Origin of the sequence: Mesorhizobium sp. B1-1-1 (assembly GCF_006442955.1) — a bacterium.
GTDB lineage: Bacteria > Pseudomonadota > Alphaproteobacteria > Rhizobiales > Rhizobiaceae > Mesorhizobium.
Window position 1 is genome coordinate 51,492 of the sequence record NZ_VFWW01000006.1, and the last position, 14,463, is coordinate 65,954.

Genomic DNA, 14,463 nt, shown 5'->3' on the forward strand with positions numbered 1-14,463 from the left:
GGGCTTGGGTGGCGATAGACGTAGAGGCTGCCGGCCCGCGCGGGAAGTGCTAGATTTGATGGGAACCGGAGGGACTTATGGTCGACTTCATGAAAATTCGCGCTCGCGCCGCAAAGCGCAAGGGCGGCGAGGAGGAACTGGTCTCGCTGCTCGGGCCGATTCCCGACAACGCCGCCGTGGCCGATATAGGGGACGACCGTATCCTGTCGACGATGGCCGAGCGCGTCTTCGCCGCCGGTTTCGTCTGGCGCGTCATCGAGCAGAAATGGCCCGGATTCGAAGAGGCGTTCCTGCGCTTCGAGCCGAAGCGGTTGCTGTTCCAGCCAGACGATTTCTGGCACGAATTGGCGTCCGACCAGCGCATCGTGCGCAATCCACAGAAGATCAAATCCGTTCGCGACAACGCCGCCTTCGTCGAGCGCGTGTCAAAAGAGCATGGCGGCTTCGGCACATTCCTCGCCGAGTGGCCCGCCGACGACCAGGTCGGGCTGATGGCCTATCTCGGCAAGCATGGCAGCCGGCTCGGCGGCAATACCGGCCAGTATTTCCTGCGCTGGCTGGGTTGGGACGCCTTCGTCATTTCGGCCGACATGGCGGCCGCCCTTCGCGATGCCGGGCTCGATATCGCCGAAAGCCCGACGTCGAAGAAGGATCTCGACAAGATCCAGGCCCAGGTCAACCGTTGGGTTGCGGATACCGGCCTGCCGCGCCGGCACATTTCGCGCATCCTGGCGATGTCGATCGGGGAGAACCATTCGCCGCAGGCGCTGCGCGACTATATGGGCAACGACTGATGTCGAAATTGGCCCAAGCAAACGCCATTGCGGGGCGAATTTTGCCGCGCTAAGTCAGCAGCATGACCAAGAAGCCCGACATACTGCGCATCGCCGTTGCCCAGCTCAATCCGACAGTCGGCGACGTCGCCGGCAATCTCGCCAAGGCCCGCGAGGCGAGGGCGGATGCCGCGCGTCAAGGCGCCGATCTCGTGCTTTACACCGAGCTTTTCCTCGCCGGCTATCCGCCGGAGGATCTGGTGCTGAAGCCCGCCTTCCTGAAGGCCTGCGAGCGAGCCGCGCAGGAGATTGCCGCCGACACCGCCGATGGCGGTCCCGGCGTCATCATCGGCACGCCGCTGAAGCGCAAGACCGGCACCCACAACTCGATCGTCTTCGCCGACGGCGGCAAGATCATCGCCGAGCGCTATAAGCTCGATCTGCCGAATTATGGCGAGTTCGACGAGAAGCGCGTCTTCCAGGCCGGACCGGAGATCCAGGGGCCCGTCAATTTCCGCGGCGTGCGTCTGGGAATCCCGATCTGCGAGGACATTTGGGGCGACATCGGCGTCTGCGAGACGCTGGCCGAGAGCGGCGCGGAAATCCTGCTGGTGCCGAACGGCTCGCCCTATTACCGCGCCAAGATCGATGTGCGCCACCAGGTCGTCATCCGCCAGGTTATCGAATGCGGGCTGCCGATGATCTATGCAAACCAGCTCGGCGGCCAGGACGAGCTGATCTTCGACGGCGCGTCGTTTGCCATAGGTGCCGACAAGCGGCTTGCTTTCCAGATGAGCCAGTTCGAGGAGGCGGTCGACATCACCACCTGGAGGAGACAAGGCGAAAACTGGGTCTGTTCGGAAGGACCGATGTCGAAGATCCCCGAACGGGAGGAGGCCGACTACCGCGCCTGCATGCTGGGCTTGCGCGACTACGCCAACAAGAACGGTTTCAAGAACGTCGTGCTCGGCCTGTCGGGCGGCATCGATTCGGCCATCTGCGCGGCCCTTGCCGTCGATGCGCTGGGCGAGGAGCGGCTGCGCGCGGTAATGATGCCTTACCGCTATACGTCGAAGGATTCGCTCAAGGATGCCGAGGACTGTGCCCGCGCACTCGGCTGCCGCTATGACATCGTGCCGATCTTCGAGCCGGTCGAAGGTTTCCTTCATGCGCTGACACAGCTTTTCGAAGGCACCAAGGAAGGCATCACCGAGGAGAACTTGCAGAGCCGCGCGCGCGGCACCATCCTGATGGCGATTTCCAACAAATTCGGCTCGATGGTGGTTACGACAGGCAACAAGAGCGAGATGTCGGTCGGCTATGCCACGCTCTATGGCGACATGAATGGGGGCTTCAATCCGATCAAGGACCTGTACAAGATGCAGGTCTATGCACTGTCGCGCTGGCGCAACAGCCACGTGCCGCCGGGCGCGCTCGGACCGTCGGGCGAGGTGATCCCGAAGAACATCATCGACAAGGCGCCGTCGGCGGAACTGCGCGAGAACCAGACCGATCAGGATTCGCTGCCGCCCTATCCGGTGCTGGACGACATCCTCGAATGCCTGGTCGAGAACGAGATGGGCGTCGACGACATCGTCGCGCGCGGCCATGACCGGGCGACGGTGACGCGCATCGAGCACCTGCTCTACGTCGCCGAATACAAGCGCCGGCAGGCGGCGCCCGGCGTGAAGATCACCAGGAAGAATTTCGGCCGCGACCGTCGCTATCCCATCACCAACCGGTTCAGGGATCGCGGCTAGACACCGTACCGACCGAAAATTCGCGTCATGCCGCAGGCGAGGGGTAGCGATGCCCGAGTGTGAAATCAGCTTCGACCTGTCACGGATCGACTTCAGGGCGACATCCGACCTGTTGATGGCAAGCTATTGGGGCGGCGGGCGCAGTGACGAGACCCACCGCCGCGCCTTCGCGAATTCGCTCTGCGTCGGCGCTTATGTCGAAGGCAAACAGGTCGGCTTCGGCCGGGCGATCACCGACCGCACGGTGTTCGCCTATCTGGCCGATATCATCGTCTGGCCGCAGCATCGCGGGCAGGGCATCGGCTCGCGGCTGGTGCAGGCACTGATCGATCACCCCGAGCTCCGCACCGTTTCGCACTGGAGCCTATCGACCAGCGACGCGCATGGGGTTTATGAAAGACTGGGATTCAAGGCATCGACCGATGGCCGGTACATGCGCCTCGATCGTAAGCCGATCCGCTGACCAAGCGCCTTTGCCGTTGTTGCAAATTTATCCCAGTGCTTGGACCAGATGCCGTTTTTGGTGACCGCCAGCCTTGGCGATGCGATGAGGCATCTCTATAAGGGCCTCTCCGCGATTCCCTTTAGGGAGGACCGAATGCCAGGATTTGACATCGTTATGCGAGGCCGCGAAGCCTAGGTCCCGACCGGCGCGCCGCAGGGTTTTCACCCTCGGAACGGAGCCGGATCGAGAACAGGCCTTTGCCGATGCCGGTCGCCGCCTTCGGGCAAGTGGCCATTCATAACCGAACCTCCGCATTCCCGGGCATTGAGCCCCTTGCGCGGTTTTTTCAATTTTCGACCTTACCGGGATCGGGCTTTTTGCGCCCGAATGACATCATGGCTCGTTTTCGAATCGATTTGCGCGCAAGCGCCTTTCGCAGCGTTCTTGGCTTTACTTTCACCCACTGGCGGCGCCAGCCCTGGCGGCTTTCGCTGATCATGGCTGGTTTCCTGCTGTCGACGCTGGCCGATGTGCTGACGCCGCTCTATTCCGGCCGGCTGGTCGATGCCGTCGCCAGCAGCGCCGGCGCCGACGAGATCGCCTGGAATGCCGCGATGACCGCGTTTTCCATGCTGATGGCGTTGGCACTGGCGGGTGTCGTCCTGCGCAATTTGGCCTTCATGGGGATAGTCGAACTGACGCTGAAGATGATGGCCGACATCGCCGCCGCCGCCTTCCACCGTGTCCAGCGCTTTTCCACCGACTGGCACGCCAACAGCTTCGCCGGATCGACCGTGCGCAAGGTGACGCGCGGCATGTGGGCGTTGGACCTGCTCAACGACACGATCCTGATCGCGCTGCTGCCGTCGGTCGTCATGCTGGTCGGCTCGACGCTGCTGCTGGGCTGGTTCTGGCCGCTGATGGGAGCGGTTGTCGCCGCCGGCTCGGTGCTGTTCATCGCCGTCACGGCGATGCTGTCGCTTGGTTATGTCGCGCCGGCGGCCAGGCTCGCCAACACCTGGGACACGCGCCTTGGCGGCTCGCTGGCCGACGCGGTGAGCTGCAACGCCGTGGTCAAGGGGTTTGGCGCCGAGGAGCGCGAGGAGAACCGGCTTGCGAAGGTCGTCGCCAAATGGCGTGCCCGCACGCGGCGGACCTGGGTGCGCGGCACCATCAACGGCACCACGCAAGGGGTGCTGCTGCTGGTGATGAGAGCGGCGGTCATCGGCCTGGCGCTGATGCTGTGGTCGTGGGGGCAGGCAACGGCCGGCGACGTCGCCTTCGTGCTGACTTCTTTCTTCGTCCTGCAAGGCTATCTCAGGGATATCGGAACGCATATCCGCAACCTGCAGCGCTCGATCAACGACATGGAGGAACTGGTCGATTTCCAGTCCGAACCGCTCGGCATCGAGGATCGGCCCGGCGCCGGACCGATCCGCATCACGCAAGGGGGCATCGCCTTCGACGACGTCACCTTCCATTATGGCAGTCACCGTTCGCCGCTCTATCGCAATTTCTCGGTCGATATCGCGCCGGGCGAGCGGGTCGGGCTGGTCGGCCATTCCGGGTCGGGCAAGACGACTTTCGTCAAGCTGATCCAGAGGCTCTATGACGTGAACGCCGGCCGGATCCTGATCGACGACCAGGACATTTCGGAGGTGGCGCAGGCGTCGCTGCGCGCGCAGATCGCCATCGTGCAGCAGGAGCCGATCCTGTTCCACCGCTCTCTGGCCGAAAACATCGCCTATGCCCGACCCGGCGCCACGCAGGCCGAGATCGAGCACGCGGCAAAGCTGGCGAGCGCGCACGACTTCATCGTCAACCTGCCGAAGGGCTACGGCACGCTCGTCGGCGAGCGCGGCGTGAAGCTGTCGGGCGGCGAGCGCCAGCGCGTGGCGATCGCACGCGCGTTCCTCGCCGATGCGCGCATCCTGATCCTGGACGAGGCGACGTCGAGCCTCGATTCAGAATCGGAGGTGCTGATCCAGCAGGCGATGGAGCGGCTGATGGTCGGCCGCACCACGCTGGTCATCGCGCACCGGCTTTCGACGGTGCGGGCGCTCGACAGGCTGTTGGTCTTCGATCGCGGCAAGATCGCCGAGGAAGGCTCGCATGACGCGCTGATCCGGCTGCCGGGCGGCATCTACCGCCGCCTGTTCGAGCGCCAGGCGCTCGAATTGACCAAGGGACTTGTCACCTGATCGGGGATGGCCTCCGGCTCTGGCCCGGAGGCCATCCCATCAGGCGCCGGCGGCCTGACGGGCGGGCGGCGCGGGACATGCGATCGCGGGCGGAGCCGCGTCCGCCAAGTCTTTTCATTGCTTGCGCCATGTTCTATGTCTGCGGCACGGCACGGGGGCGCGTCTTGTCAATCACAAAAGCATCCGGTACGCCCCGCTCATGACAGTTACCGTTCGTTTCGCCCCTTCGCCGACAGGCCGCATCCATATCGGCAATGCGCGCACCGCCCTGTTCAACTGGCTGTTCGCCATGAACCATAAGGGGCGCTTCATCCAGCGCTTCGACGACACCGATGTCGCGCGCTCGAAGCAGGAATTTTCCGACGCCATCCTTTACGACCTGCATTGGCTTGGCATCTTTCCCGACACCACCGAATACCAGTCGCGTCGCTTCGAGATCTATGACGCGGCGGTCGAGCGGCTGAAGGCGGCGGGCGTTCTCTATGCCTGCTATGAAACACCGGAGGAGCTCGACCTCAGGCGCAAGGTGCGCCGTACGCGCGGCCTGCCGCCGGTCTATGGCCGCGAGGCGCTGACGCTGACGTCGGAACAGATCGCCGAATATCAGGCCGATGGCCGCCGGCCGCACTGGCGCTTCCTGCTGCCCAATTTCACCGGCGATCCGCAGCAGCCGGAGCGCACCGAAATCCATTGGAACGACCTGGTGCGCGGGCAGGAAACCGTCGATCTCGCCTCGCTGTCGGACCCGGTGCTGGTGCGCGAGGACGGCACCTATCTCTATACGCTGCCATCCGTTGTCGACGATATCGAGATGGGCGTCAGCCATGTAATCCGCGGCGACGACCACGTCACCAACACCGGCGTGCAGATCGCGCTGTTCCGGGCGCTGGGCGCCGAGCCGCCGGAATTCGGCCACCACAATCTGCTGACCACCGTTTCGGGCGAGGGGCTGTCGAAGCGCACCGGCGCACTCTCCATCGAAAGCCTGCGCGAGGACGGCATCGAGCCGATGGCGGTCGCATCGCTGGCCGTGCTCGTCGGCACGTCGGAGAATGTCGCCGCCGCGCACGACCTGGCCGAACTCGCCAGCCGTTTCGACCCGGCTGCGACCTCGAAGTCGGCGGCAAAGTTCGACCCGGACGAGCTTTTCGTGCTCAACCGGACGCTGCTGCACCAAATGCCGTTCTCCGAAGCGCAGAATCGGCTGGTGGTGCTCGGCATATCGGGCGAGCAGGCGGAACCGTTCTGGCTGGCTGTGCGCGGCAATCTCGACAGGCTGGCCGATGCTGTCGGCTGGTGGCGCATCCTGCGCGAAGGGCCGCAGGAGAAGCCGGAATTTTCCGACGCCGATCGAGATTTTCTTCACCAGGCCATCGATCTGCTGCCCGAGGAGCCTTGGAACGGGACCGTCTGGAAGGACTGGACGGCCAGGATCAGGGAAGCGACCGGCCGCAAGGGCAAGGCGCTGTTCATGCCGCTGAGGCTCGCCCTTACCGGACTGACTTCGGGACCGGAGCTTGCAGATCTATTGCCGCTGATGGGTCGGGAAGGAACGTTGGCCCGACGACCCTGACCTTCCGCTGTTCCGGCGGCAACACCGAGACCGGCGATGTGACCGGTTTGACCGCAAGCCGCTTGATGGTGTCGCGGTCCAGCCCGCCGGCGGCGTTTGCCAGCGTCTCGGGATCGGCACCTGGATCGGGTTTGGAGGCAGGCACCGGAATGAACGGGGCGCCCTCCGTTCGCGGCCGCGACTGTTGCTGGCTTGGCGGATTGCCGCCGATGATCTGGAAGTTCTGCGCGGCGTTGCAGCCGCAGGCCGGCGGCCGCGACACATTGGGTTGCTTGTAAAGATAGGCCGTCGGCAGCTCGCTGTAGGGCCGGCCGGTGACAGACGATGTCATGTCGGCCGAATCGTCGCCCATGCCGCGCGAATAGAAGACCTGGATCTCGGTGCCGGGACAGCTCGATTCGCAGTTCTTCTGGTCGCGCTCGAAATCGCCGACCGAGGCGGCATTGGACATCGGGAAGAAGTAGCCGTCGCAGGTGCGCACGCAGGTGGTACGGAACTCGCCGCCGACGCCCGGAAAGTCCGGTATGCCGGACCGGCCTGGCACGCGGCGGACATTGCGCTCTTCACCGGGATCGTCAGACTGGTCGAGCGTATCGAGCCGGCGTGTGTCGCCGCCGAACAGCTGGTCGAACAGATTGCCGTTGCCTTGTTCCCGTTTCGCTTCGCGCGGAGGTTCGCGGCGCGGCGCCACCGCGTCCCCGCGGCAGCCATTGGTGTCGAGCGCGGCCAGGATGCGTGCGCGATCACGCCGTGAACCGCCGCCGGCGAGGCGGGCGCGCTTGGCCTGCAAGCTATCGAGATTGGCGTTCATGCGCTCGATGGTGGCGTTGAACCCGGCGCATTGGCTGACATTGCGGCTGAACAGGGAGAAGCCGCAGCCGGCGCTGCTGGACTGGCCGCGCGCCTTTGAAATCTGCTCGCGTTGCCGGTCGATCGCGGCATCATATTTCCGGATCAGGGCCGGACCGCCACTGCCGCGCGAAGTCGCGGCAAGATCGGCCTCGAGCTGGCGGCAGATACGCGAGGCAGCCTGCGGCTCGGAGACGGCGGCGCCCGAAAGCAGCAGGCCAAGCAGCACGGCAAGATGCGCCTGCTTCCACCCTTCGCCCATCATCCGCCCGAAACCCGCCTGATTGTTCCGCCGCACGCTACGTGCTCGTGGTTAAACCGCAGTTTACCCCCGAATCGGCGTTCAGCCCAGATCGACGACAGCCTGCGCCTTGTGGGCGGCCTCGACCACCGCAAGCGCTGTCATGTTGACGACGCCGCGCGAGGTCACCGAGGGCGTCAGGATATGCGCCGGCTTGTCAGTGCCGAGCAGGATCGGGCCGACATGCAGGGCATCCATCATGGTCCTGAGCGCTGTCAGCGTGATGTTGGCGGAATCGAGGTTGGGGAACACCAGGAGATTGGCTTCGCCCTTCAGACGCGAATGCGGATAGACGCGCTGGCGCAGATGTTCCGACAGCGCGGAATCGGCATGCATCTCGCCGTCGCATTGCAGCTCGGGCGCGATGCGCGCCAGGATCGCCGCCGCCTGCCGCATCTTGAGCGCACTCGGCGAATCGCGCGAGCCGAAATCCGAATGCGACAGCAGCGCCGCCTTGGGCTCGATGCCGAAGCGCTGGATTTCCTCGGCCGCCAGCACGGTCATTTCGGCGATCTCGTCGGCGGTGGGGTCGACGGAAACGTGGGTGTCGGTCAGGAAGATGATGCCGCGTTGCGAGATCAGCATGGACAGCGTCGACAGATCCCGGTCCTTGATGCCGGTTCGTGGCCCGATGATCAGCGTGACGTTGCGCAGGTGCCGCTCGAAACGCCCTTCGAGGCCGCAGACCATGGCGTCGGCGTCGCCGCGCTTCAATGCGAGGGCCGCGATCACCGTGTTGTCGGTGCGCACCATGGTGCGCGCGGCCTCCGTCGTCACGCCGCGCCGGCCGGCCAGCTCGATCAGGAGGTCGACGTAATGGCGGTAGCGCGGATCGTCCTCCGGGTTGATCAGGCCGAAGTCGACGCCGGGCTTGATGCGCAGTCCGTAGCGCTTCAATCGCACCTCGATGACGTGCGGACGGCCGATCAGGATCGGCTCGGCGATGCCTTCCTCCAAAACCACCTGCGCGGCGCGCAGCACGCGCTCGTCCTCGCCGTCGGCGTAGATGACGCGCTTGGCACTCGACGCCTTGGCCGACGAGAACACCGGCTTCATCACCAGGCCGGAGCGGAAGACGAAGCGGTTGAGCTTGTCGATATAGGCGGAGAAGTCGCTGATCGGCCTTGTCGCGACACCGGTGTCGCAGGCCGCCCTGGCGACGGCCGGGGCGATGCGCAGGATGAGGCGCGGATCGAAGGGCGAGGGGATCAGGAATTCGGGTCCGAACACCGGCGTCTCGCCGGAATAGGCGCGCGCGGCGACATCCGAAGGTTCTTCGCGGGCAAGGGCGGCGATGGCCCGCACCGCGGCCATCTTCATCTCCTCATTGATGGCGCTGGCGCCACAGTCCAGCGCGCCGCGGAAGATGTAAGGAAAACACAGTACGTTGTTGACCTGATTTGGAAAATCGGACCGGCCCGTGCAGATCATCGCGTCGGGGCGCGCCGCCCGCGCCACTTCCGGCATGATTTCCGGATTGGGATTGGCCAGCGCCAGGATCAAAGGCTTCGGCGCCATGTGCTGGAGCAATTCCGGCTTCAGCACGCCGGCGGCCGAAAGCCCGAGGAACACGTCGGCGCCCGATATGACGTCGGCCAGCGTGCGTGCCTCCGTGTCCTTCACATAAGGATCTTTCCAGCGGTCCATCTCGTCGGTGCGGCCCTTGTAGGCAACGCCGAACCGGTCGGTGACCCAGATGTTCTCGACCTTGGCGCCGAGCGAGACCAGCAGGTTGAGGCAGGCCAATGCCGCCGCGCCGGCGCCCGAAGTGACGATCTTGATGTCGGCAATGGTTTTGCCGGCGAATTCCAGGCCGTTGAGCACTGCGGCGGCGACGATGATGGCGGTGCCGTGCTGGTCGTCATGGAAAACCGGTATGCCCATCCGGGCCTTCAGTCGCTCTTCGACCTCGAAGCATTCCGGCGCCTTGATGTCCTCGAGGTTGATGCCGCCGAAGGTCGGTTCCAGCGCCGCCACCGTTTCGACCATGCGCTCGATCTCGGGCGCGTCGATCTCGATGTCGAAGACGTCGATGCCGGCGAATTTCTTGAACAGGACCGCCTTGCCTTCCATGACCGGCTTCGAAGCGAGCGGGCCGATATTGCCCAGGCCGAGCACGGCCGAGCCGTTGGAAACGACGCCGACCAGATTGGCGCGCGCCGTGTAGTCGGCCGCGGTCGCCGGATCGTCGCGGATTTCGAGGCAAGGGGCCGCCACGCCCGGCGAATAGGCGAGCGCCAGGTCGCGCTGGTTGCCGAGCGGCTTGGTGGCCTGGATTTCGAGCTTGCCCGGCGTCGGGTGCTTGTGGAAGTAGAGCGCGGCTTCGTCGAGGTCCGAACGTGCCGTTTTCTTGCTCTCGCCGTCCATTCCGGGGCCTCCCTGCGATCCTGCGTGCCGCCTTCTTAGCATGCAGCCGAGGTTTTTCGCGACGCCAAATGACGCAATCGCCATTCACATCGACGAAGCCGGGATAAGCGATTTATTTCAATGGCTTGAGCGGAATTTCTTCGGCGCCGGCGCTACCGGGTCTCAGAAGGCGCTGACATAGAGGCCGCCGTCCACCGGTATGTTCTGGCCGGTCAGGTAGCCGGCATGGACCGAGCACAGGAAGGCACAGATCTGGCCGAACTCCTCCGGCGTGCCGAGCCGCTTGGCCGGCACGTCGGCACTGATGCGCGCCTTGCGGGCGGCTGCCGCGGTCGGGTCTTCAACGCTGCCGGCCTCGTGCGGACCGCGCAGCCGGTCGGTATCCAGCTTGCCGGGCAGCAGGCTGTTGATGGTCACGTTGCGGTCGATCACCGTGCGCGCCACGCCGGCAAGAAAGGAGGTCAGGCCGGCGCGCGCGCCGGACGACAGATCAAGGCCGGGGATGGGGACATAGACCGATAGCGAAGTGATGTTGACGATGCGGCCGAAACCGCGCACGGCCATGCCGTCGATCACCGCCTGCACCAGCTCGATCGGCGTCACCATGTTCTGGGTCACGCCTTCGAGCATCTTGGCACGATCGAGCTCGCGGAAATCGCGCAGCGGCGGGCCGCCATTGTTGTTGACGAGGATGTCGGGTTGGGGACAGGCGGCGAGAAGCGCCTTCTGCACCTCGGGCTTCGATACATCGCCGACGACTTCCGTGACGGTCACGCCGTAACGCTCGCGCAGCTCCGCAGCGGTTTTGGCCACCAGCTCGGCGTTGCGCCCGTTGACGACAATGTCACAGCCGGCCTCGGCCAGAGCCATGGCGCAGCCTTTTCCGAGCCCTTTGCTCGAAGCGCAGACGATGGCCTTCTTTCCGCGGATACCGAGATCCATGACGATTTCTCCTGTGATTCGCCGGCAGGCTAGCTCTTGGGCTGGACCAATCGCAACCGTCATACGGTTGTTGCATGAATCGGGGCATAGGCTCGCGAAAGCAACGGTGAATTCGCGATGTCCGGCCAAGAGCCCCGCACGTTCCGCAGCATGTTCATCTCCGACGTCCATCTCGGGTCGAAGGCGGCAAAGGCCGATTTCCTGATCGATTTCCTTAGACATCACGATGCCGACATCATTTATCTCGTCGGCGATATCGTCGATGGCTGGCGCCTGAGGCGCAGTTGGCACTGGCCGCAGAGCCACAATGACGTCGTGCAGAAATTGCTGCGCAAGGCGCGCAAGGGCGCCACCATCACCTACATCGCCGGCAACCACGACGAATTCGCCCGCCAGTTCCAGGGCGTGCATTTCGGCGGCATCGTCGTCGCCGACCGCGCCATTCACGAAACCGCCGACGGCAGGCGGCTGCTCGTCATCCATGGCGACCAGTTCGACACGGTCGTGCACAATCAGCGCTGGCTCGCCTATCTCGGCGACCATGCCTACGACGCCGCCATGCAGGTCAACCGTGTGATCACGCGGCTGCGCCAGCTGCTCGGCCTGCCTTACTGGTCGTTTTCGTCCTGGGCCAAGGTCAAGGTCAAGAAGGCGGTGAACTTCATCGGCTCGTTCCAGACGGTGCTCAGCGACGAGGCGCGGCGCTCGCATGTCGACGGCGTCATATGCGGCCATATCCATCATGCCGCGATCGAAAGCTATGGCGACGTCCAGTACATCAACACCGGCGACTGGGTGGAAAGCTGCACGGCGGTGGTCGAACATTTCGACGGCCGGATGGAAATCCTGACCTGGGCGCATGTCTTGCCCGACGCGCCGGACGAACCCTTCATCCCGATGCTGATCGAGGACCGGGTGGTGCAGGCCGCCTGACTGCGGGTGCCAGGCACAGATTCCGGTGTTAATCGATTAGGCCAATCGGTTTCGTCCGGTTTTTCCTCATGTTAAGGGTCAATCCACACTGCTCGCCGTTCGTGGGCGGCAGCGTTATTGGATCGATTCATGCCGCTGCCGCCGCTTTCACCCGAACAGCTCGTCAAACCACGCCATTTCGAACTGCGCATGAGCCTGATCTTCGCGACATTGTTCGTGTCGCAGGGCACGCATCTGCCCTACTTCCCGCTGTGGCTGCAGGCGAAAGGTTTTCACGCCGAGCAGATCGCCGTCATCCTGGCGGCTCCGATGTTCCTGCGCGTCGTGACGACGCCGCTGCTCACCGCGCTCGCGGACCGGGCGAGGGACCGCGCCGACGTCTATATCGCGCTCGTCGCGGCATCGATGATCATTTCCGCCGGCTATTTTCTGCCGGCCTCCTACGCCGTCGTGCTTGCGGTGTCGCTGGCGCTGACGATCGTATGGACACCGCATTCGCCGATGGCCGATTCGCTCGCGCTTTCGGGCGTGCGCCGCTTCGGCTCCAACTACACCAGCATGCGCAAGTGGGGTTCGATCTCGTATCTCTGCGCCAACGTGGCCGGTGGTTTCATCCTGACCGCGGCAGGGGCCCAAGCCGTCCCGGCGATCATTTTCGCGGCACTGGGTGCCGCGCTCGTTGCCGCGCTGCTTGCGCCGCGCCTTGGGCGGCCCCGCCTTGCCTCACCGCTTTCGGCCGCGGAGATCCAGCATTCGGCGCCGAGCCTCTTCAATGCCTATTTCGTCTATTTCACCCTCGGGGTCGGCATCCTCACCGCCAGCCACGCCTTCCTTTACGGCTTCGTGTCGATCTACTGGAAGTCGATCGGCATCGGCGACACCGTCGTCGGGCTTCTGTGGGCCTGGGGTGTGGTGTCCGAGGTCTGCATGTTCGTGTTTTTCAACCGCATTTTCGCCTCGGTATCGGTCGTCAGGGTGATGGTGATTGCCGGCATCGGTGCGGTCGTGCGCTGGATCGCCTTTCCGCTGATCTGGCCGCTTGGCCTCGGCGTCGCCGGGTTTTTCGGCGTCCAGACCCTGCATTCGGTGTCGGTGGCCATGGTGCTGATCGGCCTGCAGAAAATGATCGGCGAAACGGTCTCGGAAGAGCGCACGGGTGCCGCACAAGGCATCGCCTATTTTTTCAACGGCTTCTTCATGGCGGCGGTGACGCTCGCCTCCGGCCCGCTCTACGACCGTTTTGGGGTCGACGGCTTCCTGGCCATGATCCCGATCGCGATCATCGGCCTGGTGCTGGTCGGGCTCGCGGCGCGCTCAGCCCCAAAGCGCCGGATCGGGCGGTGAAACCAGCGATCCCTCATAGGCGAGGCCGGGCACACGATCCCGCGCAAGCAGCAGCGGTCCGTCGAGGTCGACGAAGTCGGCATCCTGGGCGAGCAGCACCGCCGGCGCCATCGCCAGCGACGTGCCGACCATGCAGCCGACCATGACGCCGAAACCCAGTTCACGGGCGCGGTCGCGCAGCACGAGCGCTGCCGTCAGCCCGCCCGACTTGTCGAGCTTGATGTTGACGGCATCGTAGAGACCGGCGAGCGCGGCCAGATCCCCCGCCTCATGCACGCTCTCGTCCGCGCAGATCGGCACCGGATGGGCGATGTGGCGCAGGATGCCGTCACGGCCCGCCGGCAGCGGCTGTTCGATAAGCGCGATGCCTTGCTCGGCGGCAAAGGCGAGGTTCGCGGCGATGGTGTCGTCGTTCCAGCCCTCGTTGGCGTCGAGGATGATGCGGCTGCCGGGCGCGGCCTGCCGGACCGCGCGGATGCGCGCAATGTCGTTGTCGCCGCCGATCTTGACCTTGAGCAGCGGCCGCGCCGCATTGGCACGGGCCTGCGCCGCCATCGCCTCGGGTTCGCCCAGCGACAGCGTGTAGGCCGTCTCGAGCTGATGCAAAGGAGCCGGCCAGACTACGTCCGCCACCGCCTTGCCGCTGATCTTGGCTTCCAGGTCCCACAAGGCGCAATCGATGGCGTTGCGCGCCGCGCCTGCCGGCATGGCGCCGAGCAGGGCTGTCCGCTCGATGCCAGCGGAGATTTGCCCGCGCATGGCCTCTATCGCGGCGCGAACCCCATCCATGGTCTCGCCATAGCGTTTGTACGGCACGCATTCGCCACGGCCCGTGTAATCGCCTTCGCTGATCGTGCAGGTGATCACTTCGGCTTCGGTCTTCGAACCACGCGAAATGGTGAAGGTGCCGGCGATTGGAAAACGCTCGGCCTCGACCGAAATGACACGCGCCATAATTTTCTGCTCCGGCTGTGC

The 14,463-nt window shown here is 64.7% G+C and carries 12 protein-coding genes; 7 read left to right on the forward strand and 5 right to left on the reverse strand.

Features of this window, described 5'->3' with window-relative positions; all coding sequences use genetic code 11:
• The first annotated feature begins 77 nt into the window (after nt 1-77).
• The 3 genes from FJ986_RS13345 (at nt 78) to FJ986_RS13355 (ending at nt 2,996) form a co-directional block, all read left to right on the forward strand.
• Complete coding sequence (locus tag FJ986_RS13345; RefSeq protein ID WP_140560905.1) at nt 78-794, forward strand: DNA-3-methyladenine glycosylase I; 717 nt, start codon at nt 78-80, stop codon at nt 792-794.
• A gap of 62 nt (nt 795-856) precedes the next feature.
• The gene (locus tag FJ986_RS13350; protein ID WP_140674522.1) at nt 857-2,533 is read left to right on the forward strand and encodes an NAD+ synthase; all 1,677 of its coding nucleotides are present in this window, start codon (nt 857-859) and stop codon (nt 2,531-2,533) included.
• A 49-nt stretch (nt 2,534-2,582) separates the two neighbouring features.
• Nucleotides 2,583-2,996: a GNAT family N-acetyltransferase gene (locus tag FJ986_RS13355; RefSeq protein WP_140525389.1), complete on the forward strand. Its 414-nt coding sequence runs from the start codon at nt 2,583-2,585 to the stop codon at nt 2,994-2,996.
• 328 nt (nt 2,997-3,324) lie between these two features.
• Here FJ986_RS13355 and FJ986_RS30805 read toward each other — a convergent pair whose 3' ends face one another.
• Complete coding sequence (locus FJ986_RS30805) at nt 3,325-3,477, reverse strand: hypothetical protein (RefSeq protein ID WP_224518946.1); 153 nt, start codon at nt 3,475-3,477, stop codon at nt 3,325-3,327.
• Between FJ986_RS30805 and FJ986_RS13360 the strand changes: the two genes are divergently transcribed.
• Both FJ986_RS13360 and gltX read left to right on the forward strand, forming a co-directional pair.
• Nucleotides 3,476-5,179 (forward strand): ABC transporter ATP-binding protein, encoded by a 1,704-nt coding sequence (locus FJ986_RS13360; RefSeq protein ID WP_246681800.1) that lies wholly within the window; start codon nt 3,476-3,478, stop codon nt 5,177-5,179. The two genes, FJ986_RS30805 and FJ986_RS13360, sit on opposite strands and share 2 nt — an antisense overlap.
• A gap of 199 nt (nt 5,180-5,378) precedes the next feature.
• Entirely contained in the window at nt 5,379-6,752 is a 1,374-nt protein-coding gene (gene gltX, locus FJ986_RS13365) for a glutamate--tRNA ligase (RefSeq protein WP_140557804.1), read from the forward strand.
• Here gltX and FJ986_RS13370 read toward each other — a convergent pair.
• The 3 genes from FJ986_RS13370 to FJ986_RS13380 form a co-directional block, all read right to left on the reverse strand.
• Nucleotides 6,670-7,866 carry a DUF2865 domain-containing protein gene (locus tag FJ986_RS13370; RefSeq protein WP_140674831.1) on the reverse strand — a complete coding sequence of 399 codons (1,197 nt, stop codon included), beginning with the start codon at nt 7,864-7,866 and terminating at the stop codon, nt 6,670-6,672. The two genes, gltX and FJ986_RS13370, sit on opposite strands and share 83 nt — an antisense overlap.
• 78 nt (nt 7,867-7,944) lie before the next feature.
• Nucleotides 7,945-10,269, reverse strand: a complete 2,325-nt coding sequence (locus FJ986_RS13375; protein ID WP_140674526.1) for an NADP-dependent malic enzyme — start codon at nt 10,267-10,269, stop codon at nt 7,945-7,947.
• Between the two features lie 162 nt (nt 10,270-10,431).
• A complete protein-coding gene (locus FJ986_RS13380) occupies nt 10,432-11,211 on the reverse strand; it encodes an SDR family oxidoreductase (RefSeq protein ID WP_140674528.1) in 780 nt (259 codons plus the stop codon).
• 117 nt (nt 11,212-11,328) lie between these two features.
• On the opposite strand from FJ986_RS13380, the gene FJ986_RS13385 reads away from it, so the two are divergent.
• Nucleotides 11,329-12,144 (forward strand): UDP-2,3-diacylglucosamine diphosphatase, encoded by an 816-nt coding sequence (locus FJ986_RS13385; protein ID WP_140674530.1) that lies wholly within the window; start codon nt 11,329-11,331, stop codon nt 12,142-12,144.
• 129 nt (nt 12,145-12,273) lie between these two features.
• Complete coding sequence (locus FJ986_RS13390; RefSeq protein WP_140674532.1) at nt 12,274-13,488, forward strand: MFS transporter; 1,215 nt, start codon at nt 12,274-12,276, stop codon at nt 13,486-13,488.
• On the opposite strand, the gene dgcA is transcribed toward FJ986_RS13390, so the two are convergent.
• Nucleotides 13,459-14,442, reverse strand: a complete 984-nt coding sequence (gene dgcA / locus FJ986_RS13395; protein ID WP_140674534.1) for an N-acetyl-D-Glu racemase DgcA — start codon at nt 14,440-14,442, stop codon at nt 13,459-13,461. The genes FJ986_RS13390 and dgcA overlap by 30 nt on opposite strands.
• Nucleotides 14,443-14,463: the final 21 nt, after the last annotated feature.

Bases quoted from the DNA above. Each gene is read 5' to 3' on its own strand.
- FJ986_RS13370 (WP_140674831.1), bottom strand. From the start codon at position 7,866: ATGATGGGCGAAGGGTGGAAGCAGGCGCATCTTGCCGTGCTGCTTGGC.
- FJ986_RS13385 (WP_140674530.1), top strand. From the start codon at position 11,329: ATGTCCGGCCAAGAGCCCCGCACGTTCCGCAGCATGTTCATCTCCGAC.
- FJ986_RS13355 (WP_140525389.1), top strand. From the start codon at position 2,583: ATGCCCGAGTGTGAAATCAGCTTCGACCTGTCACGGATCGACTTCAGG.
- FJ986_RS13390 (WP_140674532.1), top strand. From the start codon at position 12,274: ATGCCGCTGCCGCCGCTTTCACCCGAACAGCTCGTCAAACCACGCCAT.
- FJ986_RS13350 (WP_140674522.1), top strand. From the start codon at position 857: ATGACCAAGAAGCCCGACATACTGCGCATCGCCGTTGCCCAGCTCAAT.
- dgcA (WP_140674534.1), bottom strand. From the start codon at position 14,442: ATGGCGCGTGTCATTTCGGTCGAGGCCGAGCGTTTTCCAATCGCCGGC.
- FJ986_RS13360 (WP_246681800.1), top strand. From the start codon at position 3,476: ATGGCTGGTTTCCTGCTGTCGACGCTGGCCGATGTGCTGACGCCGCTC.
- gltX (WP_140557804.1), top strand. From the start codon at position 5,379: ATGACAGTTACCGTTCGTTTCGCCCCTTCGCCGACAGGCCGCATCCAT.
- FJ986_RS13380 (WP_140674528.1), bottom strand. From the start codon at position 11,211: ATGGATCTCGGTATCCGCGGAAAGAAGGCCATCGTCTGCGCTTCGAGC.
- FJ986_RS30805 (WP_224518946.1), bottom strand. From the start codon at position 3,477: ATGATCAGCGAAAGCCGCCAGGGCTGGCGCCGCCAGTGGGTGAAAGTA.
- FJ986_RS13345 (WP_140560905.1), top strand. From the start codon at position 78: ATGGTCGACTTCATGAAAATTCGCGCTCGCGCCGCAAAGCGCAAGGGC.
- FJ986_RS13375 (WP_140674526.1), bottom strand. From the start codon at position 10,269: ATGGACGGCGAGAGCAAGAAAACGGCACGTTCGGACCTCGACGAAGCC.